The sequence below is a fragment of the Pseudomonas sp. MB-090624 genome, assembly GCF_003205245.1.
Lineage (GTDB): Bacteria > Pseudomonadota > Gammaproteobacteria > Pseudomonadales > Pseudomonadaceae > Aquipseudomonas > Aquipseudomonas juntendi.
In genome coordinates this window covers 1-17854 of sequence record NZ_QJRK01000027.1, presented here as the reverse complement: position 1 = coordinate 17854, position 17854 = coordinate 1, and the positions used below count along the sequence as shown (strand labels likewise).

The 17854-nt window shown below is 59.4% G+C and carries 19 protein-coding genes and 1 pseudogene; 11 read left to right on the top strand and 9 right to left on the bottom strand.

Annotated features, from left to right (window positions below; genetic code table 11):
- Positions 1–14: 14 nt before the first annotated feature.
- From DMX12_RS16140 to DMX12_RS16130, 3 genes are all read right to left on the bottom strand, one after another.
- On the bottom strand, positions 15–614 hold the full coding sequence (locus DMX12_RS16140; RefSeq protein ID WP_110678657.1) for a tRNA-uridine aminocarboxypropyltransferase: 600 nt from the start codon (positions 612–614) through the stop codon (positions 15–17).
- Positions 615–708: 94 nt separating this feature from the next.
- Positions 709–2274 carry a PAS domain-containing methyl-accepting chemotaxis protein gene (locus DMX12_RS16135; RefSeq protein ID WP_110678655.1) on the bottom strand — a complete coding sequence of 522 codons (1566 nt, stop codon included), beginning with the start codon at positions 2272–2274 and terminating at the stop codon, positions 709–711.
- 138 nt (positions 2275–2412) lie between these two features.
- Positions 2413–3306: a LysR family transcriptional regulator gene (locus tag DMX12_RS16130; RefSeq protein WP_054881883.1), complete on the bottom strand. Its 894-nt coding sequence runs from the start codon at positions 3304–3306 to the stop codon at positions 2413–2415.
- A 223-nt stretch (positions 3307–3529) separates the two neighbouring features.
- Between DMX12_RS16130 and speB the strand changes: the two genes are divergently transcribed.
- Positions 3530–4480: an agmatinase gene (gene speB / locus DMX12_RS16125; protein ID WP_009683675.1), complete on the top strand. Its 951-nt coding sequence runs from the start codon at positions 3530–3532 to the stop codon at positions 4478–4480.
- Positions 4481–4585: 105 nt separating this feature from the next.
- Positions 4586–5965, top strand: coding sequence for a sodium:solute symporter (locus DMX12_RS16120; RefSeq protein WP_110678653.1), 1380 nt, complete (start codon positions 4586–4588; stop codon positions 5963–5965).
- 129 nt (positions 5966–6094) lie between these two features.
- On the opposite strand, the gene DMX12_RS29985 is transcribed toward DMX12_RS16120, so the two are convergent.
- From DMX12_RS29985 to DMX12_RS16110, 3 genes are all read right to left on the bottom strand, one after another.
- A complete protein-coding gene (locus tag DMX12_RS29985; protein WP_009683677.1) occupies positions 6095–6223 on the bottom strand; it encodes a PA1414 family protein in 129 nt (42 codons plus the stop codon).
- Positions 6224–6409: 186 nt separating this feature from the next.
- Entirely contained in the window at positions 6410–7336 is a 927-nt protein-coding gene (locus tag DMX12_RS16115; RefSeq protein ID WP_110678651.1) for a DMT family transporter, read from the bottom strand.
- A 106-nt stretch (positions 7337–7442) separates the two neighbouring features.
- Positions 7443–7838: a transcriptional regulator gene (locus DMX12_RS16110; RefSeq protein ID WP_110678649.1), complete on the bottom strand. Its 396-nt coding sequence runs from the start codon at positions 7836–7838 to the stop codon at positions 7443–7445.
- Positions 7839–8016: 178 nt separating this feature from the next.
- Here DMX12_RS16110 and DMX12_RS16105 point away from each other — a divergent pair.
- The 3 genes and pseudogenes from DMX12_RS16105 (at position 8017) to DMX12_RS16095 (ending at position 9070) form a co-directional block, all read left to right on the top strand.
- Positions 8017–8330, top strand: a pseudogene (locus DMX12_RS16105) (type II toxin-antitoxin system RelE/ParE family toxin).
- Entirely contained in the window at positions 8311–8604 is a 294-nt protein-coding gene (locus tag DMX12_RS16100) for an addiction module antidote protein (RefSeq protein WP_009683681.1), read from the top strand. The pseudogene DMX12_RS16105 and the gene DMX12_RS16100 overlap by 20 nt, the downstream one beginning before the upstream one ends.
- 190 nt (positions 8605–8794) lie before the next feature.
- The gene (locus DMX12_RS16095) at positions 8795–9070 is read left to right on the top strand and encodes a hypothetical protein (protein WP_110678647.1); all 276 of its coding nucleotides are present in this window, start codon (positions 8795–8797) and stop codon (positions 9068–9070) included.
- A gap of 374 nt (positions 9071–9444) precedes the next feature.
- On the opposite strand, the gene DMX12_RS16090 is transcribed toward DMX12_RS16095, so the two are convergent.
- Entirely contained in the window at positions 9445–10806 is a 1362-nt protein-coding gene (locus DMX12_RS16090; RefSeq protein WP_110678645.1) for a DEAD/DEAH box helicase, read from the bottom strand.
- Between the two features lie 103 nt (positions 10807–10909).
- Between DMX12_RS16090 and DMX12_RS16085 the strand changes: the two genes are divergently transcribed.
- A complete protein-coding gene (locus DMX12_RS16085) occupies positions 10910–12211 on the top strand; it encodes a mechanosensitive ion channel family protein (protein ID WP_110678643.1) in 1302 nt (433 codons plus the stop codon).
- Positions 12212–12283: 72 nt separating this feature from the next.
- Here DMX12_RS16085 and DMX12_RS16080 read toward each other — a convergent pair whose 3' ends face one another.
- Both DMX12_RS16080 and DMX12_RS16075 read right to left on the bottom strand, forming a co-directional pair.
- Complete coding sequence (locus DMX12_RS16080; RefSeq protein WP_019471426.1) at positions 12284–12553, bottom strand: DUF3077 domain-containing protein; 270 nt, start codon at positions 12551–12553, stop codon at positions 12284–12286.
- 95 nt (positions 12554–12648) lie between these two features.
- On the bottom strand, positions 12649–12891 hold the full coding sequence (locus DMX12_RS16075) for a hypothetical protein (RefSeq protein ID WP_110678641.1): 243 nt from the start codon (positions 12889–12891) through the stop codon (positions 12649–12651).
- 605 nt (positions 12892–13496) lie between these two features.
- Here DMX12_RS16075 and DMX12_RS16070 point away from each other — a divergent pair.
- The 5 genes from DMX12_RS16070 (at position 13497) to DMX12_RS16050 (ending at position 17750) form a co-directional block, all read left to right on the top strand.
- A complete protein-coding gene (locus DMX12_RS16070) occupies positions 13497–14627 on the top strand; it encodes an XRE family transcriptional regulator (RefSeq protein ID WP_110678639.1) in 1131 nt (376 codons plus the stop codon).
- On the top strand, positions 14617–15219 hold the full coding sequence (locus tag DMX12_RS16065; protein WP_110678637.1) for a hypothetical protein: 603 nt from the start codon (positions 14617–14619) through the stop codon (positions 15217–15219). Before DMX12_RS16070 ends, DMX12_RS16065 begins: the two co-directional genes overlap by 11 nt.
- Before the next feature lie 239 nt (positions 15220–15458).
- Positions 15459–16652 (top strand): ABC-three component system protein, encoded by a 1194-nt coding sequence (locus DMX12_RS16060; protein ID WP_110678635.1) that lies wholly within the window; start codon positions 15459–15461, stop codon positions 16650–16652.
- Complete coding sequence (locus tag DMX12_RS16055; RefSeq protein WP_218277984.1) at positions 16649–17155, top strand: three component ABC system middle component; 507 nt, start codon at positions 16649–16651, stop codon at positions 17153–17155. Before DMX12_RS16060 ends, DMX12_RS16055 begins: the two co-directional genes overlap by 4 nt.
- Positions 17139–17750 carry a hypothetical protein gene (locus tag DMX12_RS16050; protein WP_110678633.1) on the top strand — a complete coding sequence of 204 codons (612 nt, stop codon included), beginning with the start codon at positions 17139–17141 and terminating at the stop codon, positions 17748–17750. The genes DMX12_RS16055 and DMX12_RS16050 overlap by 17 nt, the downstream gene beginning before the upstream one ends.
- Positions 17751–17854 lie beyond the last annotated feature (104 nt).

The following is a 17854-nucleotide window of genomic DNA, read 5'->3' as shown; positions in this document are numbered from 1 at the left end:
GCGGCCCCCTGCCCTCACTCGGTGCCATGGTTGCGCTGGAACGTCTCCTCGCCCATGGCCCTGATCTGCCCCTCTATCAAGGCCTCGAACGGTGCCAGCAGCGCATCGAAGCAGGCCGGTTGCTCCAGTGCATTCAGCGCCCCCACCACGGCCTCGATGGTCGACAACGCTCCCGCCTCCGGCGCCTTGCGCAAGCGATAGCGCGAAGCGGCCACCTGCCCCAAGGTCACCCTCGGCAACGCCTCCAGCAGCGGATTCAGGTACAGCAGCTTGCGCGCCTTGCGCCAGGTGCCGTCGGGCACGATCAGCAGCAAGGGTTGCTCGTCCACTGGGCCATAGGCAGCCAGGGGCTGCGCTTCAGCGCCCGGGAACAACAGCGCCGGGCGGTACCCGGGGGTTGCCAGCAGCGCTGGCAGATCGTCGAATACCTCCCCCACCCGCAGCTCGGCATTGCTCAGGCCAAGCGCAGCCAACCGTGCGGTATTCAGGGCGTGGGCGCTTTCACTGGGGTGCTGCAGCAAGATCACACGGGTTCGGCTGCCTAGCGCAGGGATCAGCGAGCAAAGGCAATGATCAAGCGGGCGCTGGCAGCGCTCGCAACGGGGTCTGGGCATGAAGGTCTCCTTGGCGGGGGTATTTTGCCACAGAACCCTGGCCCGGCTGGCGGGCCTTGCCCTATGCCCTGGCCGCAAGGCGACCACGGCAACCTCAACGGTTGAAGCGCTCCGCCAGGCTGTGCAGGTACTCCGCCATGCGCTCGAGGTCCTGGCTGATTTCTGCCCCCTGGCGCGCCTGCCCGGCACTTTGATCGCACAGCTGGGCAATGCGCACGATCTGCTGGTTGATGTCTTCAGCCACGTGGCTTTGCTGCTCCGACGCCGTGGCCATCTGCTGGCTCATGCCGGTGATGCGGCTCACCGCCTGGGCTATGCCGCTCAACGCCGCCTGCACTGCCTCGACACTCTGCACGCTGTCACGCGAGATCTGCTCGCCACGGCTGGCAGTACTCACTGCGCGCTCTGCCCCGGCCCGCAACGAGGCGATGATCTGGTGGATTTCCTGGGTGGAGGTGCGGGTACGCTGGGCCAATGAGCGTACTTCATCGGCCACCACGGCAAACCCGCGGCCCTGCTCGCCGGCCCGCGCCGCTTCAATGGCGGCGTTGAGCGCCAGCAGGTTGGTTTGTTCGGCGATCGAGGTGATCACATCCACCACGCTGCCGATCGACTGGGTCTGTTCCGCCAGGGCGTTCACCGCCTGGCCAATGTCATTGACTGCATCGCTCATGCTGCCCATGGCCTTCAGGCTCTGCAGCGCCAGCTCGCTGCCCTGCTGCGCCAGCTGGTCGGCATCGCCTGCGGCATGCGCCGTGCTTTGCACGTTATGCGTAACCTCCTGGATGGTCGCCGCCATCTGCGCGATGGCGGTGGCCGATTGGTCGGTCTCGCTGCGCTGGCGGTCGAGCATCTGCGCCTGCGCGCCCGACAGGTCAGAAGATTGCGCAGCGCGTGATTTTACCCCGACCCCGGCGTCTACCAGGCGCGTCAGCGCGGTTTGCAGGCGGGCTTCTTCACTGATGATGGCAAGGTCCAACTGGCCCTGCAGCCCCGGGTTGTCGCTGTAGGTGAGCGCCACCAGCGGGCTGGTGAACGCCTTGGGGTGCTCGGCCAGCGTGCGGCGGATGGCCTGGTTCTGACGGTGCTCGACCAGGTACCAGGCTACCAGCAGTACAACCATCAACACCCCTAGCGCGGCATAGGGTGGCAACCACAGGTAGCCCGCCGCCGACACCAGGCCGGCGCCGAGCAATGGCCAGCCCTGGCGCAGGCCATGGCCCAGGCGCGCCGCCCACGATACCGGCCGGCGGCCGGCACGCAGGCGTGCGTACAACGCCTCGGCACGGCGGATCTGCTCACGGGTCGGTACCGAACGCACCGACTCGTAGCCGCTGATGCGGCCCTGTTCGTAGACTGCCGTCACGTAGGCACTGACCCAGTAGTAATCGCCGTTTTTTGCCCGGTTCTTGACCACGCCCATCCACGGCTTGCCTTGCTTGATGGTGTCCCACATATGGCCGAACACCGCCGGCGGCATGTCTGGGTGACGCACCAGGTTGTGCGGCTGGCCCACCAGCTCGTCGTAGGTGAACCCGCTGATCGCCACGAAGGCGTCGTTGCAATACGTGATGCGGCTGTTCAAGTCGGTGGTGGAAATCAGCCGTTGTTCACTGGGGAATGTTCTTTCGCGTTCAGTGACTGGCAAATTCATGCGCATCGTCGGGCGATCCTTGCAGGATGAAAAGAAGGGAAATCATCAGCGCAAGTTGATATGTAGCAGAGCGCTATGAGGTTAGCGGCACACGTGTGCAGGAATTTAGCGGCCTGCCGACAGAATGCATGAACATTCTGTTTATCAGCCTACGTTGAGCTGGCTTTTCAGCAGGTCGCGGAAGGTCTGGATCAGCGGTTCGCGGCTGCGCCCACGCCGGATGATCAACGAGAACGGTGCCTGATAACCGAACGTCGCCGGAGACAACACGCGCAAGTCCCCTTTGTCGACCCAGGCCTGGGCGTAGTGCTCGGGCAGGTAGCCGATGTAGGCGCCCGACAGAATCAGGATCAACTGCGCCTCCATGCTCTCAACCGTCGCCGCGCTGTGCTTGAAACCATGCCGGGCCAGCTCGGCCTGGCTCCAGTAGCCGCGCCCGACCATGCGCTGCTGGGTCACCACCTGCTCGGGAATACGCCGCTCGCTGTACAACGGGTGGCGGCTGCTGCAGTACAGCCAGTGCTGCTCGCGGTACAGCGGCTGGTACAGCAGGCCACTCATGCGTGAAGAAAACGCGCCAATTGCCAGGTCCAGGCGGTTGTCCTGCACCCCCAACTGCAGCTCGTAAGGGCTGGACACCGACAAGTGCAGGTGCACGGCCGGGTGCTCCTGGCTGTAGGCACCAATGGCTTCAGCCAGCGGCAGGGCGCGATCGCCCACCGTGGAGTCGATCACCCCCAGGTTGAGGGTGCCGCGCAGTTCGCCCTTCAGGGCCGCCGCGTATTGCTCGAACCCGTCCAGTTCGGCCAACAGGCGCAGGGTTTCCTGGTGAAACAGCTCACCCTTGCTGGTCAGGCTGAAACCGCCCCGGCCACGGTGGCACAGCACGATACCCAGAGCACCCTCCAGCTGGCTCATGTAGGTGCTGATGGCCGAAGTCGAAAGGTTCAGCTCACGCTGGGCGTTGGCGAAACCCTGGTGGCGCACCACGCTGATGAAGATACGCAGCAGTTTCAGGTCGGGCAAAGTCGAGGCCATGGGGCAACGGTTCCACAGGGTGTTTGCGCGCAGTCTAACCGCTGCGCCGGGCTTTAGTTCAGAAATTTCTGAACTAAGTATTTGTCGGTAGCGATTCTTCCATGGCACTACCTTGCGCAGACTGGCCGAAATGTCCCTGCCCGCTGGCGAAACACGAACTGGAAAGCGCGCAGCGGCACAGGTTCGAACAAACAGAACAATCGACCGACTGATGAGGCCCACCGTGGACAAGACTCTCCACCAACCACTGGGCGGCAACGAAATGCCGCGTTTCGGCGGCATCGCCACCATGCTCCGCCTCCCCCACCTGCAAAGCGCCGAAGGCCTGGACGCAGCCTTCATTGGTGTGCCGCTGGACATCGGCACCTCGCTGCGCTCCGGCACGCGCTTCGGCCCCCGGCAAATCCGCGCCGAATCGGTGATGATCCGCCCGTACAACATGGCCACCGGCGCCGCTCCGTTCGACTCCCTGTCGGTCGCCGACATAGGCGATGTGGCCATCAACACCTTCAACCTGCTGGACGCCGTGCGCATCATCGAAGAGGCCTACGACCAGGTCGTCGAGCACAATGTGATTCCCCTGACCCTGGGCGGTGACCACACCATCACGTTGCCGATCCTGCGGGCGCTGCACAAGAAGCACGGCAAGATCGGCCTGGTGCACATCGACGCCCACGCCGACGTCAACGACCACATGTTCGGCGAGAAAATCGCCCACGGCACCACCTTCCGCCGGGCGGTGGAAGAAGGCCTGCTCGACTGCGAGCGCGTGGTGCAGATCGGCCTGCGCGCCCAGGGTTATACCGCCGACGACTTCAACTGGAGCCGCCGCCAGGGCTTCCGCGTGGTTCAGGCCGAAGAGTGCTGGCACAAGTCGCTGGAGCCCTTGATGGCCGAAGTGCGGGAAAAAGTCGGCGGCGGCCCGGTTTACCTGTCGTTCGACATCGACGGCATCGATCCGGCCTGGGCACCTGGTACCGGCACCCCGGAAATCGGCGGCTTGACCACCATCCAGGCAATGGAGATCATTCGCGGCTGCCATGGCCTGGACCTGATCGGTTGTGACCTTGTCGAAGTCTCCCCGCCTTATGACACCACCGGCAATACCTCGTTGCTCGGCGCCAACCTGCTGTTCGAAATGCTCTGCGTACTGCCGGGTGTAGTCCGCCGCTAATGTGGTCGGGCCACCGAGGCCCGCCAACACCAGAAGACCACCGGGCGCCGTGCGAACGCCCGCGTGGCCGATCTCGCCATAATAAAGATAATCGGGAGACCCCCAATGGCCTTGGACATCATAGTTGTAATGCTTTACACCGCAGGCATGCTCGGGCTTGGCTGGTATGGCATGCGACGCGCGAAAACCCATGAAGACTACCTGGTCGCCGGGCGCAACCTGGGCCCGATGTTGTACATGGGCACCATGGCCACCACCGTGCTGGGTGGCGCCTCCACCGTGGGTACCGTGCGCCTGGGCTACGTTCACGGCATTTCCGGCTTCTGGCTGTGCGCCGCGCTGGGCCTGGGCATCATCGCCATCAACTTGTTTCTGGCCAAGCCGCTGCTACGCCTGCGCATCTTCACCGTGACCCAGGTGCTGGAACAGCGCTACAACCCGACCGCGCGCCAGGCCAGCGCGGTGATCATGCTGGCGTACGCGCTGATGATCGGCGTGACGTCCACCCTGGCCATGGCCACCGTGCTGCAAGTGCTGCTGGACCTGCCGTTCTGGGCCTCGCTGCTGCTGGGCGGGGGTGTGGTGGTGGTGTACTCGACCATTGGCGGCATGTGGTCGCTGACCCTGACCGATATCGTGCAGTTCGTGATCAAGACCGTGGGCCTGATGTTCATCCTGTTGCCGGTGTGCCTGTACAAGGCCGGCGGCTGGGACACCCTGGTGGCCAAGTTGCCGGCGGCCAGCTTCCAGCTGACCACCATCGGCTGGGATACCATCATCACCTACTTCCTGATCTACTTCTTCGGCATCCTGATTGGCCAGGATATCTGGCAGCGGGTGTTCACCGCCCGTGACGAAAAGGTCTGCCAGCGTGCCGGCACCACCGCCGGGGTGTATTGCGTGCTGTATGGCCTGGCCTGTGCCGTGATCGGCATGGCCGCTCATGTATTGATGCCCGACCTGGCCAACCCGAACAATGCCTTCGCCGAAATGATCAAGACCACGCTGCCTGATGGCATCCGCGGCCTGCTGATGGCAGCGGCGCTGGCGGCCATGATGTCGACCGCCAGCGCAGGCCTGCTGGCGGCCTCGACCACCATCACCGAAGACCTGCTGCCCAAGCTGCGTGGCGGCAAGCAGTCCAGCCTGGGTATCAGCCGCCTGTTCACTTTGCTGACCGGTTTGGTGGTACTGGGTATCGCGTTGATGGTGAACGACGTGATCAGCGCCCTGACCCTGGCTTACAACCTGCTGGTGGGCGGCATGCTGATTCCACTGATTGGCGCCATTTTCTGGAAACGCGCCACCACCGCCGGCGCCATCGCCAGCATGTCGCTAGGCTTTGCGACTGCCCTGTTGTTCATGTTCAAGGACGGGCTGGAGGCGAATACGCCGATCTACTACAGCCTCGCGATTGGCCTGGTGAGCTTTGTGGTGGTGAGCCTGCTGTCGCGTAAACCCGTGGCAGCGGTCAAGCTGGCCTGACCTTCGGCCTGTACTGGCCCTATCGCTGGCGAGCCTCCAGGGCCAGCGATGGGCCCAGAGCAGGCAAGCCAAGTGCCCAGACACAAAAAGGCCGCAGCCCCCACCCAGGTGCTGCGGCCTTTGCTTGTATCAGCGACGACGCGGTTGGCGCTTGCGCTGCTCTTCATCAGTCGGGATCGGCACCGGCTGCAAGGGTGGTGGAATCAGCCCCAAGGCGACCGCCAGGTCGTGGAGCCAGTTGGACAGTGGTTTATTCATAATGCCCCCTTGACGGGTCAGCCTCACGGCGAATCAATCCTGCAATGTTTCATACAGATCATAGCCCGATGTCCTGTATTACGCATGCCTCTGCTCTTACAGATAGGGGCCATTCTGACGCGGATCAAGCCATAGCGGCGCATTCCGACGACTGGTTAATCGTTTCGCTTTGTTGCAAGCGTTCCACTACCCCACCCACTTGCGCAGTTGCTGCTTAACCCAAGGTTCGGCACTTACCAGAATCACCCCCAGCAACACCATCACCGCACCGCCCACAAAATGCGCGGTCAGCGGCTCGTCCAGCAGCAAGACCCCAAAGGTTACGCCGAACAGAGGGGTGATGAAGGAAAACACCGCCAGGTTCGATGCCAGGTATTTGCGCAGTAGCCAGAACCAGGTCAGGTAGCTGACGAACGACACTACAACCCCCTGGAACAGCACGCTACCCATGGCCAAAGGCGTGAGCGACACCTCGCCGATCTGCCCGCTGAGCAGGGCAATCAGCAACAATCCGGCAAACCCCACCGCCAGTTGATAGAACAAGGTCAGGGTCGCCGGCGCTTCCGACAGGCGTGAGCAGCGCACCACCACCGTGGTGGCGCCCCAGGCCAGCCCGGCGATCACGCCAAACGCATCGCCCAGCAAGGTGCGGCTATCCATGTGCTCGAACGACATGCCTCCGGCAAAGGCCGTGGCAATGCCGCCGAAGGCCAGCAGGATGCCAAGCCATTGCAACAGGCGCAGGCGTTCACTGGCCAGGCGCAGGTGCAACCCCAACGCGGTGAAGACTGGCGCCGTATAAAGAAACACCGACATGTGCGCCGCCGAGGTCAGCTTCAGGCCCTCGGCAATGAACAGGAACTCGACACCGAACAAAGCACCCGCGACCAACCCAGGGCGCCAGGTACTACCGACCTGCTCCCAGGTGCCACGCCAACACAGCATCAGGCCGACCAACACTGCGGCGATACCGTTACGCAATGCCGCCTGCATCACCGGGGCGATGTCCACGGCGGCGGTCTTGATCAGCACCTGCTGGCAGCCCCAGATCAGGCACAGGCCCAGCATGACCTGGAAGGCAAAGGCATCAGGGTGCTTGCGGACCGCATTCATGGGCGGGCCTCTGAGGTGAACGTAGGCATGGGCAGCAACTCGGCAGCGTTCAGAAGCTACCGATTATCGGGTTTTCATGGCCACCCATGCCAGCCTCAAAACGACCTCAAGCGATTTGCGCTTTTGCCGACACCTGTTCGAAGGTGGTCTCGTCCAGCGCATCTACCTGCTCGTCCAACACCTGGCGCGGGTGCTCGAAGCCAGGGATGCTGCTGTCGATCAGGCTCATCAGCCGCGAGCCGCGCTCGGTCAGCACGAAGTTCTCGCCGTTGCCGCCGTCTTCCTCAGGCCGGCTTTCGATAAAGCCACGCTCGATCAACAGCTTTTCATATTCACAGGCACGAGTTTTCAAGCGATCCAGGTCACCCACCGGCTCTCCTTTGGCGGCCAGCGCGGCAGCGTGCTGCTCGGCGTAGGGGCGTGGAGTGAAGCTGTGACCGGCGCCGTTCTGCACCTCGTGCAGCAAGCGTTCGATCAGGTCCCAGTCGTAGGTGGTGCTCATGGCTACGGGCTCCTGCTGTGGACGAAAGGGTTACACAGGTTGGGACTCGGGGCTGAGACGGGGTGTTCCGAGAAAAATGAGAGTGGATGCAAATGGCAGGTGCGAAGCGAGCCATTGCGCAATACGCAGAAACCATTTGCTGGCGAGTCGTCTGTAGTTTATAAACTACATTAATTCGATGAAAAAAATCGAATCCAGCAGTTTCAGACATTGGGTGAGCGGGCTCCGGGATGTTAGCGCCAGAACGCGAATCATTGCTCGGATCAACCGATTGATGGAGGGCCTGCCTGGCGTGTATCACCGGTTGGCCACGGCGTCAGTGAACTCAGGGTCCACTATGGGCCCGGCTACCGCGTATATTTCCACCAGGCGGGCAGTACGTTCGTCATTCTTTTGTGCGGCGGCGATAAAAGCAGCCAACGACGGGACATCAAAGCAGCCCAACATATTCTGCGTTCGTGGAGGATGCAAAATGACACAAACCTTCTCTGAATTCGATCCCGCCGAATACCTCACCACTCCTGAAGCAATCGCCGTGTTCATGACTGACGCCCTGGAAACCGGGGATGCCAGCTATGTCGCCAAAGCTGTCGGCGTAGTAGCGCGTGCCAAAGGCATGAGCGAGCTGGCAAAAGACACAGGGCTATCTCGTGAACAGCTTTACCGGTCGTTCAGCGAGCATGGCAACCCAACCCTCAAATCGTTCCTGACCGTGATGAAAGCATTGGGTATACACATGACAGCGCGTCCTCACATCGCAGGCTGACCCACTGCCTCTCCAGTGATCTGGGTAGTACCCGACCTCAATACATTTGTCAGAAGAGGCGCAGCACCGTTGGTGGCGGCATTTCAGAAACAGAAGGCTTCCATCATGAAAGACCCACTGATCGTGAGCACTGAACTTCCCAGCACCCACAAGCTTCCACCGTGCATGACCATTGCTGGAGGGAGGAAGGATGAAACAGCTGCTATCCATTATGGGCTGCGCCACCGTTTTGCTGTGCGCCAGCCCCGCCTGGGCCTGCACACCGGAAGAAGCGACGCAGAAACGTGAAGAGCTGGCCGGGCTGGTCACCCAACTGACCGAGCAGAACCCGCAAAAGGCGAAGGAAATCAATGAAGAGCTGCAGGGGATGGACCTGAGGACGGCGAGCCAAGACTTGCCCGACAAGTGTCAGCTGATTGACCAGCGGATCAAGGAGTTGAAGGTAGCGGAGCAGAAGGCTGAGTGATGGGGTGTTTCCAATGGCCCTATCGCTGGCAAGGGCAGCCGCTGCATCTTCAGTGCCTGTGAGAACGAGCGCCGCCCGCGCGGCGCATCGCGAGCTGCGCTCGCTCCTACGTTTGTTTCGGGCCAGTAACCCCTGTGCCAGATGCGCGCGGCCGCCTGGTTCATACGGCGCGACATTGAGGCATGCGCCAAAGGGTTCGCGCGCAAATCCCACAGGCATAATTGGCCCGAAACAAACGTAGGAGCGAGCGCAGCTCGCGATGCGCCGCGCGGGCGGCGCTCGATCTCACAGGCGCTGCATATCTTCTGACAAACACCTGTCAGCCCTGATGCAATCCCTGTGGGGCTTGCCGGCATTGGGCCATTGAGCGCTATTTATTCGGCAGCAGGCTTACGCTTCTTCAGCGGCGCCAGGCCATCGGCGCTGGCCAGTGGCGCGTTGGCCTTCGGCTTGGCGGTAGGCTTGCGCTTGGCGGCCGCCTTCTTGTCGCCGGTTTTTTTCTCGATTTTTTTCTTCTTGCTCCCGGCCGCCTTGCCCGAGGCCTTGACCTTCTTCGGCCCGTTGTAGGTGCCCTTCACTTCCTTGATGACGCGGCGCTCGAACTGCTGCTTGAGGTAGCGCTCGATGCTGGACATCAGGTTCCAGTCATTGTGGGTGATCAGCGAGATTGCCAACCCTTCACCACCGGCACGCCCGGTACGGCCCACGCGGTGCACGTACTCGTCGCCGCTGCGCGGCATGTCGAAGTTGATCACCAGATCGAGACCGTCGATGTCCAGGCCACGGGCCGCCACGTCGGTGGCCACCAGCACCTTGGAGCTGCCCTGCTTGAAACGCTCGATGGCCAGCTTGCGGTCCTTCTGGTCCTTCTCGCCGTGCAGTACGAAGGCCTTCACATCCTTGGCCACCAGGTGGCCGTAGATACGGTCGGCCAAGGCGCGGGTATTGGTGAAGATGATTGCCTTGTCGAAGGTTTCGTTGGCCAGCAGCCACTGCACGATCTGCTCTTTGTGCTGATCGTGGTCGGCCATGATGATCTGCTGGCGAGTGCCTTCGGCCAACTGCGAGACACTGTTGAGCATCAGGTGCTCCGGGTCTTTCAGCACCTTGCCGATGATGTCGCGCAGGGCCGCACCGCCGGTGGTGGCCGAGAACAGCAGGGTCTGCTCACGGTTCTCGCACTCCTTGCACAGGCGCTCCATGTCTTCGGCGAAGCCCATGTCGAGCATGCGGTCGGCTTCGTCGAGGATCAGCACCTGCACGTGGGACAGGTCGAGGTTGCCGGCGTTGAGTTGCTCGAGCAAACGGCCCGGGGTGCCGATCAGCACGTCCGGCACCTTGCGCAGCATGGCGGCCTGTTCCTTGAAGTCTTCACCGCCGGTGACCAGGCCCGCCTTGATGTAAGTGAACTGCGAGAACAGCTGCACCTGCTTCAGGGTCTGCTGAGCCAGTTCGCGGGTAGGCAGCAGGATCAGCGAACGGATTTCGACGCGCCCGCCTTTCAGGTCGACCAGGCGGTTGAGCAGCGGCAGCACGAAAGCTGCCGTCTTGCCGCTGCCGGTCTGCGCGGTCACGCGCAGGTCACGCCCTTGCAGGGCCAAGGGGATGGCCGCGGCCTGCACCGGGGTTGGCTCGACAAATTTAAGCTCGGCCACGGCTTTAAGCAGGCGTTCATGCAGGGCGAATTGGGAGAACACGGAGGTAACCTCAGGCAAGTGCGGGAAATTCAGTTGCATAGGGTAACGTTTTCTGCCGCCTTAGCCGAATTTCTTTTGGCAACTTTGTCGCCATCCGCGCTCTAATGGCACCTCGTTTCGCAACAAGACTGTATGCAAGCCCATGGATATCCAACAAATCTGGCGTGACTCCCTCGACCTGTGGGGCACCCTCGACCAACACCCCATGCTGCACGCGGCCATCGGCCTGGCGGTGCTACTGCTCATCTCCCTGGTCATCGGCCGCCTGGCACGCTTCCTGATGCTGCACGGCGCGCGCCTGCTGGCACGCCAGCCGGCACTCAAGTGGCTGGACGACCTGCGTCACAACAAGGTCTTCCACCGCCTGGCGCAGACCACCCCGTCACTGGTGGTGCAGTTTGGCCTGAAACTGGTACCGGAGCTGTCCGATACCGCCCAGCACTTCCTGGGCAACGTCGCCCTGGCGTTCACCCTGCTGTTCATGACCATGGCGCTGTCGTGCCTGCTGGATGCCCTGCTCGACATCTATGCGCGCACCGAACACGCCCGCACCCGCTCGATCAAGGGTTATGTGCAACTGGCCAAGATGATGCTGTGGATCTTCGCCTCGATCGTCATCGTCGCCACCCTGATCGACCGCTCGCCCCTGCTGCTGCTGTCGGGCCTGGGCGCCATGTCGGCGGTGCTGCTGTTGGTCTACAAGGACACCCTGCTGTCGTTCGTCGCCAGCGTGCAGTTGACCAGCAACGACATGCTGCATGTCGGTGACTGGATCGAAATGCCCCAGGTTGGCGCCGATGGCGACGTGGTGGACATTACCCTGCATACGGTGAAGGTGCAGAACTTCGACAAGACCATTGTCTCCGTGCCCACCTGGCGCCTGATGAGCGAGTCGTTCCGCAACTACCGCGGCATGCAGCAATCCGGCGGCCGGCGGATCAAGCGCAGCCTGTTCATCGACGCCGCAGGTGTGCGCTTCCTCACCCGCGAGGAGGAACAGCGCCTGTCCCAGGTCAGCCTGCTGGGCGACTACCTGGCCGGCAAACGCCAGGAGCTGCAAAGCTGGAACGAAGCGCTGGGCCCTGTGGCCGAACTGTCGGCCAACCGGCGCAAGCTGACCAATATCGGCACCTTCCGCGCGTTTGCCCTGGCCTACCTGAAAAACCACCCCAATGTGCACCCGAACATGACCTGTATGGTGCGGCAGATGCAGACCACCGCCGAGGGCGTGCCGCTGGAAATCTACTGCTTTACCACCACCACGGTGTGGGCGGACTACGAGCGCATCCAGGGGGATATCTTCGATTACCTGCTGGCGGTGTTGCCGGAATTCGGCTTGAGCCTGTACCAGCAGCCGAGTGGCAATGACATGCGCGTGGGGTTGAGCGGGCGTGTGATGCAAGAGCCCGCGCCGCGTCGGCTGGAAGCGATGAGCGAGGCTTGAGATTGCGGGGGCTGCCTTGCAGCCCCTTACGAGCCAAGCCCGCTCTGCAAAAGAGCGGCGGGATGATGGTGTTTAAGGGGTTTTCATCATGCCCAATTCAGCGTCATCCATCAGCGCCTTGGCCAAGGCACAGAGGTAGTGCGAAGCCCAGATTAGCTGAGGTTTGTCTTCCATCAATCCGTCCAGGGTCATGTCACGTGCGTAGCCCATCAACTCCGAAGCTTGTTCGCGGGCGCTCTGGCAAGGGATGCCGGCCTCGATGCGGAACAGTGGATGGGTCTGGTTTTCACCTTGATAGAAGGTGGTTTTGCCGACGGTGAATTTGGTTTCTTCTGTAGACACTGCTCATTATCTCCCCGAAATCTTTATTGCCTGGGCTGGCCCAATCGCCGGCAAGCCGGGCACCTTCAGGGGCCCCCAGGCGAGTCATGATGCGGTTAATGCAACGGCTGAGAGTCCGCTGGCTTTTGGACTTGAGCCAGCGCCGATTCGAGCAACTTGCGGAGGGTCTCCAGCTCGTGCATCGAGGCCATCATCAACACCGAGACGGGTGATCTCGGTTGCATCAAAACGGCTTGCTGAGCAACGGCTTCTGCGCACAGTGCGTAGTCCGCTGCCATCAGCAGTGTGTCTTCAAGGGAGTGACGATTGTAAGGTGGATCGGGGACTATTTTCAGCATGGTGTAACCCTCAATTTGTGGTTGGGACTACCGCCATTCGCTGTCAAACAAAGGGTGGCAGCTGTGCACGGGTTGACAGACCGGTCAAATTGAGAAACCCGGCGCACCCGAAGGCGCCCCACGCACAGCCACCATTGAAGGCAAAGCTATGGATTGCAATTTGAGTCGGCCTGTCAAAGCCGGTCGTTGAATGGCAACGACCGGCTGAGACTAGTGGCCAACTCCTAACACCACAATGGCCGGCAGTATCTTTGGGAAATGCCCTACAAGAAAGGGGCAAATTCTGATTTTTTTAGCCGCTAGGCGTAACGGCATGTAACGCTTGCAGGCCGCTTACCTTGGAGGTTCCATCCTTCGTGAACATCTCGTGATCAATGTCAATGTTGAGCTCCTCAAGGAAAAACAGGCTCATGGTTCGGTCGGAGTGCCTGGTGTTTGAGGACAGCCCTCAAGGTATTCAGGCTGCGCATGCTGCTGGAATGCCTGTGATCGATGTTACTGCTCTCATGCCGCGAATCTGATTACACCTCCCCACTGCCGTCTCGCTTACCGGTTACTCGGGCTATGATCACTTCGAGCACTGCCACCAGGACGTGACCCAGCGCATGAATCTTCAAGCATTAGGCGAAAAATTTCAGCGGTACCGGAATCAGCTCCAACGTTCTGTGGACGAGGTCGCCAAGGCCGTGGCCATCGACGTCGAACGTCTCAAAAGAATCGAGAGGGGAGCGCAGGAGCCTACTGGCGATGAGGTACTCATTCTCGCCGATTACTACCGCTGCGATTTCAAATTCTTCATCTCGAACGAGGAGCTCGCCCCATTCGAGCAAACGGAGACGCTTTACAGGGCCCACGGGAATGAGTTCTCTAAAGAAGATCGTGCGGCAATTCAAGAATTCTTGTATCTCTGTGAGACCGAAGAGTTTCTTACCCAAGAGCTTCGAGCAAGCCCTCGTCCATTCGCTTTCAGTCCACGGGGAAACTATTACGTGGGACATGCTGAAGAGGCCGCTAAGGCATTTCGGCAGTTCATGGGGCACTCAGATCGGGAGGTGCCCCGAGATATCTACACAGAGTTCCGCTCAGTTGGTGTGCATGTGTTTCGTCGTAGGCTGGAAAACTCCAAAATTTCTGGCGTATTCGTGATGCATCCAATCGCAGGTAAGTGCGTTTTGGTCAACTACAACGAGGATGTGTACCGACAGCGTTTCAGTGCGGCTCACGAGATGGCTCACTGCATTTTTGATAGCGCCGATGGCCCCAGTGTGACCATCCCTGGAGACAGGGATATCAGGGAGGTGCGCGCCAATAGATTTGCCTCCTGCTATCTGATGCCACCCGAAACGATCAGCAAGCTTCCTGACCCCAGCGCTTGGACTCAGGATGATGCCCAATCTTGGGCCAATAAGTTCCGAGTCAGCTGTGACGCCCTCGGGATTGCCTTGATAGCGGCTAAGCGAACCGACAAAGAGACCAGTCGACGCATTCGCGGCTACCGCGTTCCGAGGGAAGCAAAAATAGATCCTGAATTGCCGGAAAGCCTGACGCAGAAACAACGAGAGAGAAAGGCAGCCTTGCTCGAGCGAGGGCTGTCCCATCACTACGTGACGCTCTGCCTAGATGCACATAGTCAGGGCGTCATCAGCCTTGGCCGCTTGGCTGAAGCACTCCTCTGCAGCTATGGAGAGTTGAACGCACTTGCGTCCCTGTATGGAAGGAAAATTCATGGCCATTGATCCATCCCGGTTCCACAAGATCAACGTCGCCGACACCTGCTCGGTTTGGAATATTTTGTCATCACGTAGGCTGTATGCTGGAGCTCAGGAGGCCAGGTGCGAGTTCTGCATCACAGGCTTTGTATTGTACGAATGCTTGGTCAAGCCACGGACATCTCCAACGGATGCTGATCTTGAGCTCAGGGAGCGTCTTAAACGTGAGCAAACAAAAGGCAAGTTCGCCTCTCACTCCTGCAGCATTGACGACCTTCAGGCCATTGCTGATCTCGAAAGTCGCCGAAGGCTGGGGAAGGGCGAACTGTCATCAATCGCCTTCGCCGGCAGAATCCGCCAAGCCTTCATAACTGACGACCTCAAGGCGCGAGCTCTGTCCGAAAGCCTTGCGAATTCAATCACTCAGACCACGCCGCATCTGCACTCCTGGCTCATCTTCAACAACACCCTAACAGATGCCGACCACCAGACGGTGCTGTCGCAACACGCTGAGATGGGGGGCTCGCTTGCCACGCATTTGACCACTGCATACTCCATGGCGTTGCAATGCAAACTAAACATCGTATTACCTCCTCCTACGCCTGCAGCCCCTGCCTAGTGACGAAGAAAATGAACTCGGTGAACTGGAACGTAGTAGTCACAATTGGCAATCGCCCGGGGCTGTATATAGATACAGTAAACCTATCTATTACGTTAAATATCCAGTCCCAGGCATCTCAATCCAGCCTGAGAGGTGGCTCAATGCCACTAATAATTGTAGATTCCTTCGCTGGCGCTGGTTAAGGCATCGCCACCGCGCTACAGGACGCCAAGTGCGATTTTCCAAGAGAAGGAACCATGGACAACACAGAAGCCAGCGCAAGCATTGCCGGATTCGGCTATCAGTTCGAGCGTGCGCTTTACAGAATTTTTCATAGCAGCCATCGGGACGCTCTGTTCGGAATCGAAACAGCTGATGATGTTGAAGAGATCATCCCTACTGCGACAGGAACAATTTCCATTCAGGAGCAGGACAAGCTAACCCTCGCAGCCAAGAATCCGCTGCAGGACAGCAGCCGGAACTTGTGGAACACCCTCAAGAACTGGCTGGACAAGCTTGAGCAATCGCAATGGAGCCATCAAGAGCTCCTTTTCATGCTCGTTACTAATGGTTCAGTTAGCGAAGGCAGCCTAGCTCATAGACTTTCAGCCGCCTCGAGCACTGCAAGTGTGGCCGAAGCAATCTCTCACCTTCGTGCCCAAGCCCTGACTATGACCGGCGCTGTCGCGGAGATCGCAGGCAAAGTGACGGCTTTTGATGACAAATCGCTAGCTTACGTCATCACTCGTTTCGAGTTGATTCACAGGCTAGGGTCAGACTCTATCACTGAGGCGATGTACACAGCCCTCCAGTTCCCAGACGGGCTGGATGATCATAAAAAGATCATTCTGGATAGCCTTTCAGGCCACCTGTTCAACGCGGCACTTGAGTCGTGGCGGCGTAAAGAACCGTTCTGGACGACAGCACAGCCTTATTTCAACCGCAAGCAGATTCTCTTTGACAAATTCCTCAGCGAACCCTGGACGGCGAGAAAGCTGGAGGATACTGGCTATAGGGAGCTGATTGAGCTCAACCGCGAGCTTCAATTGCCCTTTATTGCTCAGCTCAAAGAGCTGGGGATCATGGAGCGATCCATCGAAAAAGAGCTGGGTCACTATTGGGGCGGGTACGCAGAACGCTCCAGGCTGCTGCTCAAAGGGAAGATTCTCCCTCAGCACTTTGACGATCTTGAAGAAATGCTGCGTGACCGCTGGGACAACCTCCGGGAGGTCTATTCGAACGATGCGGAGATCCCACTCGAGGACTTTTCCAAGGCTGATTACAAAAAGATTTATCTGGCGACCATCTCTCCGGAGAAATTCACAATCGAGCTAGGCCGGCTCAAATCGAACCATCGCTACCTGTATCTAGGCACCTACCACCATCAGGTCAACGACGACGGTACCAATCACCCAGTTCACTGGCACCCAACGGAAGGCAAGAAACCTTGAACCGGCCCTATTTGGACAGATACATCGTCCACAACAGCTCTCTCTCATGCTTTTTACTGGTGCTCTTCGTTCAGCAATACGAGCTGGAGGCTTCAGAGCATCCTCTCGACCTCTTGAAACTGAAGCTCGTTCTCCCATTTGTTTGGGACGAGGCATCGCGAGAATCGCTATGTAGCCGTAATGCCAGATCCAAGCTGGACGCCGTTCTACGCGAGGCGCCTGAGTTGAAGGTTGACCTAGAGCAGCGGGTGGCATCTCGAGCAGCAGTGACTGTTCAGGGATTGAACCTCGCCGTATCCACGAAACTGCTGGCCGTCACCCAGCGTGAAAATGATCTCCCAGTCTTCGGCAACCTCAGCAAACGCTGGCCAAAAGGCACAAAGTCATCCCTCCCTAAGGAGATGGTGTCGACTGTCAACCGCTTGGCCAATTGGTACGCAGGGGTCGACACCCCGACCCTTATTAAGCTTTTCTTCGGTATTTCCAATGAAATTTCACATTGACTCAGTAGTTCTTTGGCCCAGAAAGCAGAATAACGAGATCCAAGAGATCTCATTTGAAAAGTCAAAGATCAACATCATTCACGGCCTCAGCCGCACCGGTAAATCGTCGATCCTGCACGTTATCGATTACACTTTGGGGTCGACAAAGTGTCAGATCCCGATTGGCGTCATCCGGAACAAGGTCATGTGGTTCGGCCTCAAGGTTACCTTACGAGGTGAAACCTGGCTGATCGCTCGGAAGGGGCCAAAAGATGGTACCCCATCCAACGACTACTACTTTGAGCCGTTTACCGGGGTACTCCCAGAAATCGTGCCCACCAAGACCACCAGGGCAATTTTCAAAGACAAGTTCAACAACCTGACTCGGGTGAGTGACCTACCTCACTCAGACGCAGAGAAACCCAGCCCACTCGATGCTCGTACATCGTTCAGGGACTTGGCTGCCTTCAATTTTCTGCCACAGCATATCGTTGCCAACCCCAATACCCTTTTCTTCAAGGCTGACACCTGGACTCACCGTGAAAAACTGATTCGAGCGATGCCATATGCTCTGGGCATCGTAGATGCTCAGTATGAATCGCCCCTGGTTTCGTAGACACCTCCAAGCCTCATAATGAGGCCCAAATAGGAGGTGCCATGAGTCGTCAGCGTTACCCCGAAGAATTCAAGATCGAAGCGGTCAAGCAAGTGACCGAGAAA